The sequence below is a fragment of the Hyphomicrobium denitrificans ATCC 51888 genome (genome assembly GCF_000143145.1).
Taxonomy (GTDB): domain Bacteria; phylum Pseudomonadota; class Alphaproteobacteria; order Rhizobiales; family Hyphomicrobiaceae; genus Hyphomicrobium_B; species Hyphomicrobium_B denitrificans.
This window is the reverse complement of sequence record NC_014313.1, coordinates 79625-94170: the sequence shown is the minus strand read 5'-3', so window position 1 is coordinate 94170 and position 14546 is coordinate 79625. Positions and strand designations below refer to the sequence as shown.

The window sequence follows — 14546 nt, the reverse complement described above, 5'->3', positions numbered from 1 at the left end:
TCGTTTCCAATGGGGAAATTTTTGGCCTTGCTCAAGCTTTGAGCATGACTAGGAAATACTGTGCATTTGCGAAATAAAGCGTCTGTTTGTTGAATTATAATCGTTTTGGAAACTCTGGTGGTTATTGGTGGTTTTTGGTTTGATTTTGTGCGCTTTCCATGCCAATTTCATAATCAGGCGTGGTGACCGATGCGTTTGAGGAGCCGGACATAGTGAATGAGATGAACCGGCCCGATGCTTGGCTTGCCTGCACGCTGGCAGGGCTGCGCGCTGTCGAGGACGCACGCATCGACGAAGCCGCCTCGTTTTGGCGGGACAGCTGCGCATTCGCCGATAACTTGCCAGACGAAGATCCGCGACGGGCGGCAGCTCTCAGCAATCTTGGATTGGGCGAACTCGTTGCCAGTCGTCGCACGCAAGCGATCGCCGCTTTGAGCGCTGCGCGAACGCAATGGCGAAATGTCGAAGCGTGGATCCAGCGGGTGGACATCCCGTCGACGGCAAGCAGCTCGATGTTTCATTTCCTGCTCGCAGCCAATCACCCCGACGTGCTGACAGGTCTCCGCCGCAAGAAATATCTGACGCTCTGCGCCGGCGCCGCGGCCCTCACGGAGTCGATCTACGATCAGGTCTGCGCAGACAGTGCCGAACCCGATCACGCTCTGCTGCGCGCGCAAGCCATCCAGGCCGCATTCGGCGAAGACGCAACCGGCACCCGCGTTCTTGTCGATCTTACCGGCGCCTCACCCGCACGACGCGTGCGCATCGTCAAAAGCACGGAGGCGCAATGGCGATCCGTAGCAAAGAATACGGTCGTCGAAATGCGCCCACTCATCGATGCCGCCTATCTGACAGTCGGGCTGAAGCCTGACAGCGGCGACGGCGCACGCCCACATCGCGATTAGAAAACACAGAAACGCGAACGAACACGGGAGACGAAATGGCCGGGGCAATGTCAAAAGCTATTCCGCCTTGGGAGCAGGAGGGCATCGACCCGCCGTTCGCCAAGGAGAAAGTGAAACTCGCCGCACGCCGCATTTTCGAGCGCGTCGTCTCGGGCGAATATTCCTTCGGCTCTCGCCTCGCAGCTGAGCGCAATTTCGCCGACGAGTTCGGCTTGACGCGCTCCACCGTCCGGCAGGCTCTCGAATTTCTAGAAGCTTACGGCGTCGTCGTGCGACGCGCCAACAGCGGAACTTACGTCGTCTACAAGCCCCCTGCGCCGGTTCAGCAAAGCGCACCCGTCCAATTGCCGCCGTCGCTGGATCATCTCGACATCAAGCCGATCGTGGAGTCGGCATCCCCATTCGAAATGGGCGTCGTCTGTTCGCTGCTGGAACCGGAAATCGTCAGGCTCGGCGCGCTCTATATGTCCGTGCGCGACCTGAACGAACTGCGTACGCTCCTCGAAGACATCGAGACGGTCGTCGCCGACGCCGCAAAATTCGCGCATCTGGAAAAGCAGTTCCTCATGAAGATTGCGGAAGGCACGCACAACCGGCTGCTGATCACCATGTACCGGATCGTCGGCGAGGTTCGCTGCCAGCCGCACTGGCTTGCAACGCGCATTCAATCGCTGTCTCCGAAGCGGATCAGCGATAGCCGCCAACGGCTCCGCTCTCTCTTCGAGGCGCTGGAAAGCAGGGACATCGAGGGCGCGATGGAGTTCATGAATCTCATCATCGCCAGCAATCAGCAGGATCTGCTCTATCAGCCCTGACGCGCTCCTGCGCTTAGAGAATAAATCGGCTGCCCGCGATTTTCTCTTCGCGCTGGTCCCACATGAGCCCCATCTTGCGCATGTGCCGGATCAGCACCTCTTTATGCTTTGACCACCAATCAAGAATGGAGCCGAATTCCACGATCCGCGCCCGTCCGTCCTGAATTCTCACCACCGGCCAATATCCGACGAGCGCGTTGTCGATGCCGAACAGCTCCCGGCCCCACCAGATCGCGTCCCCGAAAACGTTGCGGCTGCGGCCCCCGACCTTCATCATCGCCATGACGGTCGCAGGTTCGAACGAGCGGCATCGTTCGACCGCCGACTTCCAGATATCTAGCACCGACACGTATTGCCACGAGACCGCGCTCCATGTGCCCGGAAACCGCGCGCAGAACTCTTCGTAAAAGCCGTTCGGATTTTCGAAACTGATCTGCTGATCGTTCAGCCTCGGATCGTCGAAATCAGGGAACTGGAAGACAAAGCCTTCCATGAACTCGGCCGACGTCTTGGCGATCAGCTCGACATAGTTATCGCACGTGCACGACAGGATCGGCCCACGGTAGCCCTGCCGGAAAGCTTCGATCGTCAGCGCGTGAACGAACGGCTCGTAGGCCGTGTCCCAGCATAGAAGGTCCGGCTTCTTCGCAAGCAGCTCCTCGACGAGCGGCTTGAATTCGGAAGTCTCGATCGGAAACAGAAGCTCGGCGACAACATCGATATCGGCGGCTTCGAACGCCGCGCGATACGTGGCGATCGACGGGATGCCGTGCGCGTCGTTCTGCGTGCACATCGCGACGGTCTTGATGTTCGGATGTGTCCGCTTCAGCCAGTCGACGCCGGTTACGTTGTAAATCGGATGAACTTCGCTCGGAGCAATCAGCGTGCGCGAGTCGGGTGTGAGATCGCTCGGCAACGCCGTGCTGACGAGAATACGCCGCTGGTTCAGGAAATCCCTCAACGGCCGCGAGAAGTCGTCGCCGCCCACCATGATGAGAAACTTCACCTCATCCTCTATGACGAGCTTGCGTGCACCTTCGAACGCCCGGTCGGGCTGGAACTGGGTGTCATACGGGATGACGTTGATCAGGTAGCGATGATCGCCGATCAGCAATCCGCCGCTCGCATTGATCCGCTCTTGCCAGATCAGGCAGCCGTTGAACCCTGGCTCCGCCCAAGACTTCAAAGGGCCGGACAGCGGCGCGAGAAATCCGACATTGACATTCTTCTTCGTCACGAACTTGCGGCGTGGCATCGCCACCGACAGCGCCGAAATAAGCGGAAAATGCGACTTGGCCATTTCGAACGGGTCTTTCGGACGTAGGGAATGCGGCGGCCATCGAGCCGAACCGGGGCACAGAAGTTGGTGCGATTTCCGGTTGAATACAAGCCGCTTGATAAGTCAAAGACCGAAGCCGCGAAAGCTGGATAAAGATAAGCCAGCTTGCCGGTCGGCCATAGCGTTTGGGCCCGCAGGCGTACCCAAAGCCATCATGTTGCCTGGAACGCGCGGGTTATCGTCGCGCGCTGGCTCGCAAAGCCCGAGCCAGGCCTTCGACGTCATAAAGTTGCGCCGCGGATAGGCGAAAAGCACCCGTCCGACATATCGGCGGCCGCTCGACCTTTCGCAAATTCTTGTTCATGCGCAATGGCGCGAGCTAAAACGCGATCTAGCGGATTCGACCTGGAAAGCTTAGGCTTCCCCGCCTGCCCACGAGGAGAGACCGAATGCCGAACTTTGGATTGTCGCGCCGGGACTCGGTCGACGTGAGCGACGCGCGCCAAGTGAACTGGAAGCGCGGCTTCTTCCGCGTCTGGATGCTGTTCTCAGCCGGCTGGATCATGGGCTGGACCATCTACCTGATGCTCGAAGGCGCGCATGGAAGCCTGAACAGCCGCGGCGACCTGATCGAAGTTCCCATTCTTCTGTTCGCACCGCCGATCGCGCTTTGGCTTTTCGGCCTCGCGGCGGCATGGGCGATCCGCGGCTTCGACAACGAGCAGTAGCTTCCCGCGAGCACCGCTCGCCGGAACAACGTGCACCAATTCAACAGGGAATAGCCGTGTCTGCCTCTCGCAGCCGGGCTATTTCGCGTCTTCGGTCGCAGCCTCGGGCGAAAACTCGGCGGCCTTCCCGGCCCGGCCGTTCTCTGCATCGGCATCCGGCATCGCTGCTTTCTTCGCAACGATGTTCGGCCATTGATCCGCATGCTTGCGATTGAGGTCGAGCCAATGCGCCGTGGCCTGTGGTTCAGCGTCCGAGAAGATCGCCTCTGCCGGACATTCGGGCACGCACACGCCGCAGTCGATGCACTCGTCAGGATGGATGACGAGCATGTTCTCGCCCTCGTAGAAGCAGTCCACGGGGCACACTTCAACGCAGTCGGTGTATTTGCACTTGATGCAGTTCTCTGTGACGACGTAGGTCATGATTTCGGATAAATCGCTCCAATCTATTGCTCAGCAAGCGACGCAGTCTGAGCCCTGGCATTGAGGTCCGGCGCAAACATATCGCCGCTCCGGACCATGTGATAGAACGTGCCAAGCCTCCGCACAATTTGGCCAATCGGCGCGCATCTCCTGCAACCCGCGCTTTTCTTCCATGTTGCGCATGCGTCAAGGCAAAAGATATACATCAAATGTATCAATTCGCCGTGAGCCTATAATTCGACGAGTTTGAAAGTCGTTGGTTTGCGCCGGATCAAGCTACGAGGATGCCATCATGACGCCCGCAACAAGTTCGATCGCGACAGTCGTCGGAGCCGATGATCCGACGATCCAGGCCCTGTTCGCTGACGCGGCTTCGAGATGGCGCGCCGCCGGATTGAACGTCATCGGACTTATCGCCGAAACGCACGGGCTCGAAAATCGCGTCTGCCGCGCCGGATACCTTCGCGACGTCGTTTCCGGCAAAGCCTTCTCCATCTACGTCGAAACCCCGAGAGCCGAAACCTCCTGCCACCTCGATACCGACGGCGTCGAAACCGCCTGCGCAGAGCTTCTGAAACAGATCGCCGATTGCGATATCGTCGTGCTCAGCAAGTTCGGCAAACTCGAAGCGGAACGCGGCGGTCTGGCCCCCGCATTCGACGCAGCGATCGAGGCTGGAAAGCCAGTACTGACGACCGTATCGCAGCGCCATCGCAAATCGTGGACAGGCTACACGGCGGACGGCGCCGTTTATCTCTCACCGGACGAAGCCGCGCTCGATCAATGGCGCGCCAGCGTGCAAAAGAGCGCTACGAGCCTTTAAACCGCTGCGCCACGATCCCGATCGGTTCTAGTACTTCTTATGTCGGCGCCGTTGCGCGCGATCCCGCGTATGCTGCGACTGTCGTTTGCAGAACGTGCTCTCCGTCCCGCTCAAACATCCGTACCGTTCGAGGAGCTCGGCGTCGCGCTCGCTCAACGGCCCGCCAGCCCGCGCATTCGCACGCGCGTGCTCCAGCTCACCCGCCTCCCCTAAGCCGATAGCATGGGCTGGTGCAGAGCACGTTAGCACGCACAATCCCACGGCGATGAAAACGCTTCGGTGCATGATCTCCTCCTCATAAGCTATCAGTACGCTGAAACAACGAATTCACTTCGCTGCGTCGCAAAACTGACATCTGTTTACCCACGCCTGCCGAAAACACCCACTTCAGTTGATCGCTGAAAAATTCAACTCCTGAACCAAAGAAAAAGTGTTCCCATCCTGGTGGAACCCTCGACCGTCACCACATGTTGAGGGGTCGGTGCGTTCTCGATGCGCCGGTTGGTGGCTGGCATTATCTGGCCATCCCTACTCCAAGGACAAAGCGACGACCATGAAAGTCGAAGGTTACAGTTCCGACGAGTTGAAGAGCTTCCATCGCGTCTTGCAGGCGGCAATGGCGGAGATCAGCGCACGGCGCGCAGACTTCCAGATCGCTGACATGATTGCCCGCCTCTTTGAAGCGGCCGATAAAGGGGAACGCGACCCGACAAAGCTGAAGGCTGCTGTTCTCGCGCTGACGCAAGTGCGAGCCTTGGCAGCATCCAAAAAAACAAAAGCTCGAAACCGCTCGGCGATCACGATTGCACCGAGGCAGCGCAGCAATCGACCGCTGCTGACGGTGTTTCCGCGCGCGCGGCTGTCGACGCAGAAAATCTGATCCATCGCGCGTTCACGTGAACGCGCGATCTCCACCCTCCGATAAATTTATTGGTGCGCCTGCGCAGCCCGGCGCGCGACTTCTTCTTGCGAAACTTCGCCGGCGGCGATCAGCGCATTGAGACAGCGAGGCGACAACCGCTCGCCTGCGGCGCGCATGCATGCGCGAACTTCCGGACTGTCGGACGCATACTGACTGCAGAGCGCACGATAGTCGCTTGAGCATGCGAGCTTCACGCGCAAGCTGACGGCGTTCGCCTGCGTCGCGAGCCCAGCTGTGAGAAGGACCGCAATCGCACAGCAGGATCGCAGATGGTATGTCGCGTTACGCATCATGCTCCTCGCGCCTACATGCTTATTAACATACTGACAATAAATGGTTTATCGAACTCTAACAGGCTTTGCTGATTTAATTAAAGTGCAAACTGTCGCGAGATCGGAAAAACCGCCGGTTTATCGATCGTACGTTGGAATGTTTTCAAACTCAGCGGGTCGCTCGATCCAAATTGATGGACTGATCGAGACCTATCGCTTCATGCAGGCCTTTCACGCCGATAAGACTGGCGCCATCCAGGTTCGCCTGCGAAAAATTCGCACCGGAAACATCCGCCCCCGCGAAGTCTGCGCGCGAAAGATCCGCGTCCGTAAAATCGGCACCGGTCAGATCGGCTCCGGTGAACTTCGCAAACCACAAGACGGAGCGCTGCATGTTCGCAGCGTGCAGGCGCGCCCCGGAGAAATCGCAGTACTTGAGAATATTCCGATACGCCGTCGCGAGCGTGCCCTCACCCGACCGCCATTCGAGCGGCGCGAAATTCGCTTCCGTCAGATCGGCGCCTCTGAAATCGGACCCGGACAATTCCGCTTGCACGCGGACCTTCGATAGGTTCGCGCCGGAAAATCGCGGAGCATCGGATGTTTTGCTCGAGAGATCCGAATAGATCGTCGGCCGCAGGATCGTCGCGCCTGTGAGATTTGCGCCCGAGAGATTGGAGCGGATCAAAACGGACCGGTCGAGCCGCGTATGCGACAGATCCACGCCCGACAGATTGGCATCCGTAAAATCGGTGCCATAGAAATCGGAACGCGCCAGGTTCGCGCCTTTGAAATCGAGGTCCGCGAGATCGAGATAGACCAGGAACTTTCCTGAAAGGTTCGGCCGTTCACCGGGCTTCGCTTTATGCAGCAAGGCCGTGATCGTGTAAGCGCTGACTTCCGCGTGCATCGGCACTGGCCCGGTCGCCGGCTCAGCCGATGCGCCCGCGAACCCTGCAGCACCGAACAATGCTACGATCACAACGGTTTGGCGCAATCGGCGACGCATCCCTGGACCTCACCCGCTCACGGCATCATGCCCGAGTCGAAAGCGAAGAATATTCGTTCTGGCTAAAATGGGAATGCTGCGGAAGCACTTAAGAGGCTCGCCGCCGGCACCCCGAAAATAGGTCGAGCGCCGGATCATAAACGCGTGTTTTTACGTCCATCATCCCGAGCACGGACGAAAACAGGTTATCGTGGCTGACGCGCTGCGAAGAGCGCTGGACGAGACAGCTGGCGTCGATACCCGCCCCCTCCCGCATGGATGGCGACAGCCAGACAACCATGGGCACGTGAATTTGTGCCTCCGGAGCGAGCGCATAAGGCATCCCGTGAAGATACATATTGTGCTCGCCAAGGCTTTCGCCGTGATCTGAAACGTACAGCATTCCGGCGTCGACGCCGTGACTTTCCGCGGTCGACAGAACACCGATCAGACGCGCCAGAACATGATCCGTGTAGAGGATCGTGTTGTCGTAGGCGTTGATGATATGCTCCGTCTCGCAATCGCTGAACTGAACGACTTTGCAAGCAGGCTTGAACACCTCGAACTTCTCCGGGTACCGCTTCCAGTACGCCGGCCCGTGACTGCCCATCATGTGCAGCACGATGACGGTATCCCGCTGCATGTTCGCAATGCGCTGATCGAGACCGTCGACGAGTACGTCGTCGAAATTTTCAGTGCTTGGATAAAACGTCGGAGCGGCGTGCCCGGTCAGCGTTTCAGTCTGAACGCGATCGCAAACGCCTTTGCAACCGGCTTGATTTTCCCGCCAGATAACGTCGATGTCCGCGCGCTTCAAAATATCAAGGAGATTATCGCGCGATGCCGCCTTCGCATTCGTAAAGCCCGCCTTGCCGAAGCCGGAGAACATGCACGGCACCGATTGCGCCGTATCCGTCCCGCAGGAATACGCCTGCGAATAGTTGATCAGACCCTCAACCTTCGACAGCATGGGATTGGTCGGCTTGCTGTAGCCATTGAGCGCAAAATGATCCCAGCGCGCCGTTTCGCCGACCACGACGACGAAAAGCGATTTGCGTCCTCGCGACTGCGCAGTCGCGGCACGATGCGCATCCTCCCCATAGGGCGAGATGACCTGGGCTTGCGTGACGGTGCGCTTTCTCAAGTACTTCGACGTCGCCGCGATATAATTGAACGGCGTCAGCGTCAGCTTCAAGTCGCTCTGCTCGCGGAAAATGGAGAGAAAGCTCCCCCAGACAGGGAAGATCGCGAGCACCAGCATCACGGCCGCAACCGCCGCGTAGCGTACCTTGCCCAGCGCTTCGGCCTTGAACGTCTGCGCTGTCCAAGGGATCGCCGCGAACAACACCGCAGGCAGCACGCCGAGGATCGCAACCCAAGCCACGAGATTCAACGACACCAGGTCGCGCGCTTCACGCGTGTCCGTCTCGAATATGTTTCGCACCATGTCGCTATCGATGACGATGCCGTATTCGGTCATGAAATAGCTGGCCGCAGCCGTCACCGGCAGCACGATCAGGACGATGGCGCGGATGACCGGTTTGTACGAAATGGCGAGTAGGATCAGATAAAGCGCGGCGACCGCCGCAACCAGCGTTGCGACGACAAAATGCCAATCGCCGAAATTATGCGGCTCGGCCGCAATCAGTAACTTCCGCCAGAACGCATAATTGAGCGCCACCGCGATATAAATCGCGAGCAGAAGAATCAGGATTTCCGGACGGCGGGGCTTGAACACGGTCGATCCTGACGTTCATCGGCAAACGGGATGAGATGAATTCACTATGCGGAGGAATTCGAACGCAGCATCAACGTCAACGTGACGGCCGCGTCAAGCGGCGACGTTGCGGTCAGATACGCCAATCAACCTTTCCAGCGTCAACTCGGTCGATCGGTCTAGTCTGCCGTCGACACGGCGCGGCCGAAAATGCGCCTGGAAAGCCTTGAGAACATGGCTCGTGCCGTCATCGAGAATTCCGCTCTGCTCCACACGATACCCATAGAGCGCGAGCAGTTCCTGCGCAGCAGCCACCCGGCTCCCCGACGCGCCGATGTCGAGTCCAGGATCGTCGGCATGCACCGACGAGGGCCGCACCCAAAGGCCGAGGCCCTGACGCGCCAGAAGCGCCCAATTGAACTTCTCACCCGGATCGATCTTACGCCCCGGCGCGATATCCGAATGCGCGAGAACCGCATCCGCCGCCATCCGATGCCGCTGCGCAATGTCCTTACCCAGCGCGATCACCGCTTGCATCTGGGCCGCTGGAAAATCCGGATACCCGTGCTGATGCCCAGGATTTTGGATCTCGATGCCGATCGAATGCGAGTTGATGTCGGTCTCGCCGCGCCAGAACGACGCCCCTGCGTGCCAGGCGCGCAGGCTTTCCGGCACAAGTTGCGTGATGCGGCCATCTTCATCGATGACGTAGTGGCACGAGACGTTGCTCTCCGCGCGCGCCAGCCAGTCGATGGCCTTCTCCGCCGACGACATCCCAGTGTAATGCAGAATGAGCAGCGACGGCCGGACGCCGCCGCGCCGCGGCTCGTGGTTTTCCGCAACGCGCACCGAGCCGACGAGAGGACTATCGGCTGCGAACGTCACGGACTGGATTCCAGCGCGCGTTCGGCGCGCAATCCGCGTTCGGAGAGAATTTCTTCATAAGCAGCCGTGATCGCTGCAAGCCTGCGCTCGGCGCCGGCAAGAAATTCCGGCGGAACGCCCTTCGCGACCAGCGCATCCGGATGATGGCTCTTCACGAGATCGCGATACCGCGCCTTGATGTCTTTGTCAGACGCCGCGGGCGAAACGCTCAAGACCTCGTAGGGACTGTCCGCATCGACGACGAACCCGCGGCGAACGCAGCGATACTCGCGCTGCGACAGTCCAAGAATTTCCGAAACGTGCGCCAGATAGCGGTCTTCATCGGGATGCAGCACCCCGTCGGCGCTCGCGACATGAAACAGACACTCGAGCACCGAAATCTTGAGGTCCTGCTGATCCTCGAGCAGACGCGCAACCTGCGCCGCATACGCCTCATAACCGGCGACATCCTGGCTTGCGAGTTGGTAGAGGCGGCGCACGTGCGCGCGCTCGGTATCGGGCACTGAAAACTGCCGTTCGAACGCCTGCGCTTCAACCGGCAGCGACACGCCGTCGGCTTTGCTCATCTTCGCGGCAAGGGCGACAACGGCAATCGTGAACGCGACGCGCGATTGCGCCGGCGAACGTGCGCCATCGATGCCGAGCGATCCCTTGAACGCTTCGAGCGCCGAGCGCAGCCCGCCGCCATAGGTGGCGGCCACCGCATTTTTCAGAAATTGCCACGCCATCGTCCGGCCACCCGTCGTCAGCCCTGAACGGCTTCCTCAGCCGCCGAACGGAAGCATAAGGGACGTCGAAATAGACTTCCCCTAAATTTACAGCAACAAAAGCGGAAAGCCGGAAATATCTGGTATGCCGCAGAGCCGGGGCGGAAAGCGTCCGGCTCGCAGGCCTTAGGAGCCGGCGCGCCGCGAATTCAGGAACGCCTTGAAATCGGCCGCATCCGCAGCCTGCCGGAGCTTCGCGAGAAACGCCCGGAATTCCTGCGCTTCGGAGTCGAGCTTGGTCATTGTCGCGCGCCGATAATCTTCGAACGCCGCGTTGTCGAGATCGCGCCGAGGCGCCGGACTGTCAAACCGACGGTTCTGATAGGCCCAGTAGGCACGCCGCACGCCGGAACCGAGCGCCCGAACCAACGCGCCAAAGAGCCCCGTACCGAATAGTACGAGCCCCGCGAACGCCGCGATCGCGACGAAGAACATCAGCCTCATCACGATCGAGCCGACGAAAAACAGGATCATGGCCAGCACGACGAACGGCACGACGAACAGCAATGGGAAGAAAAAAAGCGGCATCGAACGTCTCCCACACGCCAACGATTGAGGCGAACGAATGAGGCGACCGAGAGGCCGCCTCACACAACGTATACGATCAAACACTGCCTTCGGTTGCGGCGGGACGATCGCGCCGCTCGCTCATGAACTGATCGAATTCCGACTTGTCCTTGGCCTGACGCAGGCGCTCCAGGAACGAGCGGAACTCGCGCTCTTCTTCCTCGAGACGCTTCAGCGTCGACTCGCGGTAGTCGTCGAACGCTTTATTGCCGCTCGAATACGCGCCGCGTGCGAAGTTCCGCATCTCGCCTTCGACGCGGTCTTTCGCCCGGCCGAACCGTTCCACGAACCGGTTGTCCCATCGTCCGCGTCCGCCGTGCCATCCACAGTTCATGCGTCCACTCCAAAGCATATAGGCCAAGATGGTGAGCCCAATCGGCCAGAAAAGAACGAAGCCCAGGACCATCGCGACGAGCCACGCAGGCCTGCCGAAATCGTCAAGAGTCTGAACCACTTGCGCCATTCGCCACCCTCTCCTCGTTGGGGATGTAAATGTATTTTACATTCACATAGGTGGGAGAGCAAGGGGCGGATTCAAGGGAGAGGCTAACAAATTCCCGCGGGAGTGGTTTTGCCTGGTCGCTTTTTGGATTCAAAGCCGGCCTGCAACATCCGCTAACCCGCCTTCCTCACCCCCAGCCCATCCAGATAAATCAGCACCGCCGCGTCGAGCAGGTCTTCGGGGCTCATCGGAATGGGACGGCGCGCCTCGTCGCCGCGCGCGAACAGTGACGCGATGCCGTGCGCCTCGGCCCAAATATGCAACGCCATCATCATGACCGGCGGACGCTTGCCCTCGGGCATCGTTGCGATCAGCGCCGCGCACGCATCGCGCAGCACGTTGAACGCCCGGTCACCCGCGACGTGCAGATCCGGAAACGCCTGAAACGACAGTCCCGATTCAAACATCGCCGAGTACTGCGCCGGCTCCGCCCGCGCGAACGCGATGTAAGCGTGCCCCACCCGCTCAAACGCCTTGAACGGATCAGGCGTCCCCTTCGCCCAAGCCTGCGAGAGTTTCGCCGCGAAAAGCTCGAACGCCCGGCGCGCCACGTCCGCCATCAGGGAATCGCGATCGCGATAATGCCGGTAGGGCGCCGCCGGACTGACACCCGCCGCGCGCGCGGCCTCCGCAAACGTGAATCCTGCCGGGCCCTTCGCGGCAATCAGCTCCAGCGCCGCCTTCATCAAGGCTTCGCGCAGGTTGCCATGATGATAGCCGCGTCGCGCTCCGGGCGGCGGATCTTGATCCCAGGTCATATGGCGCTTCTAGAGCGCTTCCGGAAAAGTGGGAACCGGTTTTCCGGTGAGAAGCACGATCGACAAAAGGCTAGAGCCTTTCTGCGGTTCCACCAAAATCGGAAAGGCTCTAGCGGATTTGCGCCGCCTCCGCGCGCACACCCACACTTACACTGGCATCACTTGCAGATGCGCATCAGGCCATCACGTCCGTGACGAGCGAGATCGAGATGGAAATGGTCGGCGTGCAGCCGGTTGTAGTTCGGACTGAGCACCGTTGTGAAATACTCGCACGAACCCTGGTGCACGCGCCGCAGAAACGCCTGTTCGCGCTCCGAACCGTTCCAGTCGCGAAGGACGCTGATCGTATCGCCGTTCGCCAGTTTGAAACCGCCGACATCGAGGGCATTGGCGTAAGCGTGTTCCGAAATCCGCGCGCCATCGACACTGTTCATAGGCCTGCAGGAATACGACGCGAGAATTTTCAGGCCCGCAAGCTCCTGGCGAAAATAATAGCGCGCCGCCGGCTCGACGACGTTCTTCACCCAGCTGTCGATCTGCGGAATCATCGGACAGCGCAGCGATGCCGAAGGCTCGAGCGTCACCCGGCCGCTATCGGCCGCAAGCATTTCGAAGGGAGTTTCCGCGCCGCAAACGCTCGGACCACCAAGCGCCGAACGGGCGCGCACGAACGCCGACTGGCGGACGACGCCGGACGCAAGGCAAGCGCGTTCTTCGGGTGAGCGCCATGGATCGTCTTTGACAACGAAATTCGTCCCCGACGTGCCGCAGCCCGACAAGAGCGCGGGTCCGGACAACAACAGGACGATCAGCGGAGCAAAGACGCAGATACGACGCAAGACCATGACGCGCCAAGTAAACGGAGGTAAGGTTAATCGAGAGTAAAGAAGCGCCCGCCCAGCGCATAAAATCCCCTATTTTTCAGGCTGATTTTGGCCGTCGCGGAGTCAAAGCGGAGGCAGACAGGCCAAATCAGCGGCTCGCAGCGAAGCTGTGACCGTCAAGGCATAGACTGCGAATTGAGCAAGTTATCCACAGCCAAATCGATCCCGACACATGCCTGAAATCCCGCCGTCATCGAGCCCCGGTATTGGGCATCTGCTCCCGTAGGCGCTGCCGGCCGGACATGTCCTGCGTACCAGCTCGGAATGCGCTGATTTCATAGTCTTCGATCGGATTTGTACCGCGTACCGATCCGAAGACGTGTGACGGAGCGCACGGCTGGAAATACCGCGAGACAGCCCGCGTCTCGCGGACATGTGCCCTGACGCGCCCGATGTCTGGCCTAACCGCTTTCCCTCAGGCGCAGGCTCGGGCAACGGCCGTCGGGGCAATCATTTTTCGGCCGCCGCTGCGCCGCTTTCGAGAGACTGGCCGCCTTCGAAAAACGCCAGAACCTCAGCCTTGAACGTCCGGTCGCCGACGGCGCGGTTATGGTCTTTCCCTGGCATTGTGATCGCCCGCGCACCGGGGATGAGCTTGGCGAGTTCGGCCGCCGATCCGCCGATGACGTCAGTTTCCCCAACCGCCACGAGAACCGGCGCTGAAATGGATGCCGCCATCTCCGCCGTGATCGGCGCCCGCGCCGAGCGAATGCACGCTGCAAGCGCTTTCAGATCGCTTTTCGTCTGCTCGGCGAAGGCGCGGAACGTGCGTGCGGTGGGATTCGTCACATCGTCGATGCTCTCCGCCTCGAGCGCCCGCGCGATCGGCCCCGTTCCTGCCATGCCGCGCACCATGTTGATGCCGAGCCCGCCGAAAACGACATGATCGACGCGCTCGGGATGCGCCAGCGCCAGGAATGCGGCAATGCGCGCGCCCATCGAATACCCAATGACGTGCGCACGCTTGATGCCGAGGTGGTCGAGCAGCCGCTTGGCATCCTCGGCCATCAGCGGTGCACCGTAATCGGTCAATTCATGAAGCTTCTGACTGTGCCCGTGACCGCGGTTGTCGAACGCAACGACCCGGTATCCGGCCTTGCGGAGAAAATCGACCCAGCCCGTCCCGCCCCAGTTCGTCTCGACGTTCGACGCAAAACCGTGGATCAACAGCACCGGCGGCTTTTCCGTGCCTCCGCCAGCACTGCTACCGCTACCCGTATCGAGGTAGGCGATCTCCACGCCCGCGCTGTCGAACTGCTTCATGCCGTCGCTGCCCACTCTCTCTAAGGATGAGGTATCTCCCCTACCATC

17 protein-coding genes are annotated in these 14546 nt (G+C 60.1%); 5 read left to right on the top strand and 12 right to left on the bottom strand.

Annotated features, from left to right (window positions below):
* Positions 1–221 precede the first annotated feature (221 nt).
* Together HDEN_RS00405 and HDEN_RS00400 are read left to right on the top strand one after the other, a co-directional pair.
* The gene (locus tag HDEN_RS00405) at positions 222–905 is read left to right on the top strand and encodes a hypothetical protein (RefSeq protein ID WP_245256811.1); all 684 of its coding nucleotides are present in this window, start codon (positions 222–224) and stop codon (positions 903–905) included.
* A gap of 47 nt (positions 906–952) precedes the next feature.
* A complete protein-coding gene (locus HDEN_RS00400; RefSeq protein WP_245256684.1) occupies positions 953–1720 on the top strand; it encodes a FadR/GntR family transcriptional regulator in 768 nt (255 codons plus the stop codon).
* 13 nt (positions 1721–1733) lie between these two features.
* On the opposite strand, the gene HDEN_RS00395 is transcribed toward HDEN_RS00400, so the two are convergent.
* Complete coding sequence (locus HDEN_RS00395) at positions 1734–3020, bottom strand: ABC transporter substrate-binding protein (protein ID WP_013214124.1); 1287 nt, start codon at positions 3018–3020, stop codon at positions 1734–1736.
* Positions 3021–3448: 428 nt separating this feature from the next.
* On the opposite strand from HDEN_RS00395, the gene HDEN_RS00385 reads away from it, so the two are divergent.
* Positions 3449–3727 (top strand): hypothetical protein, encoded by a 279-nt coding sequence (locus HDEN_RS00385; protein WP_013214123.1) that lies wholly within the window; start codon positions 3449–3451, stop codon positions 3725–3727.
* A gap of 78 nt (positions 3728–3805) precedes the next feature.
* Here HDEN_RS00385 and fdxA read toward each other — a convergent pair whose 3' ends face one another.
* Complete coding sequence (fdxA, locus tag HDEN_RS00380; RefSeq protein WP_013214122.1) at positions 3806–4150, bottom strand: ferredoxin FdxA; 345 nt, start codon at positions 4148–4150, stop codon at positions 3806–3808.
* Positions 4151–4442: 292 nt separating this feature from the next.
* Here fdxA and HDEN_RS00375 point away from each other — a divergent pair, with 292 nt between their 5' ends.
* Together HDEN_RS00375 and HDEN_RS00370 are read left to right on the top strand one after the other, a co-directional pair.
* Positions 4443–4973, top strand: a complete 531-nt coding sequence (locus HDEN_RS00375) for a DUF2478 domain-containing protein (protein WP_013214121.1) — start codon at positions 4443–4445, stop codon at positions 4971–4973.
* A gap of 481 nt (positions 4974–5454) precedes the next feature.
* On the top strand, positions 5455–5853 hold the full coding sequence (locus HDEN_RS00370) for a hypothetical protein (RefSeq protein WP_013214119.1): 399 nt from the start codon (positions 5455–5457) through the stop codon (positions 5851–5853).
* A gap of 47 nt (positions 5854–5900) precedes the next feature.
* Here the strand turns inward: HDEN_RS00370 and HDEN_RS00365 are convergent, their stop codons facing one another.
* From HDEN_RS00365 to HDEN_RS00320, 10 genes are all read right to left on the bottom strand, one after another.
* The gene (locus tag HDEN_RS00365) at positions 5901–6185 is read right to left on the bottom strand and encodes a hypothetical protein (protein WP_013214118.1); all 285 of its coding nucleotides are present in this window, start codon (positions 6183–6185) and stop codon (positions 5901–5903) included.
* Positions 6186–6336: 151 nt separating this feature from the next.
* On the bottom strand, positions 6337–7164 hold the full coding sequence (locus HDEN_RS00360) for a pentapeptide repeat-containing protein (protein WP_245256683.1): 828 nt from the start codon (positions 7162–7164) through the stop codon (positions 6337–6339).
* A gap of 100 nt (positions 7165–7264) precedes the next feature.
* Positions 7265–8893 carry a phosphoethanolamine transferase gene (locus HDEN_RS00355; protein ID WP_013214116.1) on the bottom strand — a complete coding sequence of 543 codons (1629 nt, stop codon included), beginning with the start codon at positions 8891–8893 and terminating at the stop codon, positions 7265–7267.
* A gap of 93 nt (positions 8894–8986) precedes the next feature.
* Positions 8987–9757, bottom strand: a complete 771-nt coding sequence (locus HDEN_RS00350; RefSeq protein WP_013214115.1) for an N-acetylmuramoyl-L-alanine amidase — start codon at positions 9755–9757, stop codon at positions 8987–8989.
* Entirely contained in the window at positions 9754–10485 is a 732-nt protein-coding gene (locus HDEN_RS00345; RefSeq protein ID WP_013214114.1) for a J domain-containing protein, read from the bottom strand. Before HDEN_RS00345 ends, HDEN_RS00350 begins: the two co-directional genes overlap by 4 nt.
* Positions 10486–10650: 165 nt before the next feature.
* The gene (locus HDEN_RS00340) at positions 10651–11052 is read right to left on the bottom strand and encodes a DUF2852 domain-containing protein (protein WP_013214113.1); all 402 of its coding nucleotides are present in this window, start codon (positions 11050–11052) and stop codon (positions 10651–10653) included.
* Positions 11053–11128: 76 nt separating this feature from the next.
* Complete coding sequence (locus tag HDEN_RS00335) at positions 11129–11554, bottom strand: DUF2852 domain-containing protein (protein WP_013214112.1); 426 nt, start codon at positions 11552–11554, stop codon at positions 11129–11131.
* A gap of 152 nt (positions 11555–11706) precedes the next feature.
* Positions 11707–12351: a TetR/AcrR family transcriptional regulator gene (locus tag HDEN_RS00330; protein ID WP_013214111.1), complete on the bottom strand. Its 645-nt coding sequence runs from the start codon at positions 12349–12351 to the stop codon at positions 11707–11709.
* 158 nt (positions 12352–12509) lie between these two features.
* Positions 12510–13196, bottom strand: coding sequence for an extensin-like domain-containing protein (locus HDEN_RS00325; protein ID WP_013214110.1), 687 nt, complete (start codon positions 13194–13196; stop codon positions 12510–12512).
* Positions 13197–13685: 489 nt separating this feature from the next.
* Positions 13686–14498 (bottom strand): alpha/beta fold hydrolase, encoded by an 813-nt coding sequence (locus HDEN_RS00320; RefSeq protein WP_013214109.1) that lies wholly within the window; start codon positions 14496–14498, stop codon positions 13686–13688.
* Positions 14499–14546: the final 48 nt, after the last annotated feature.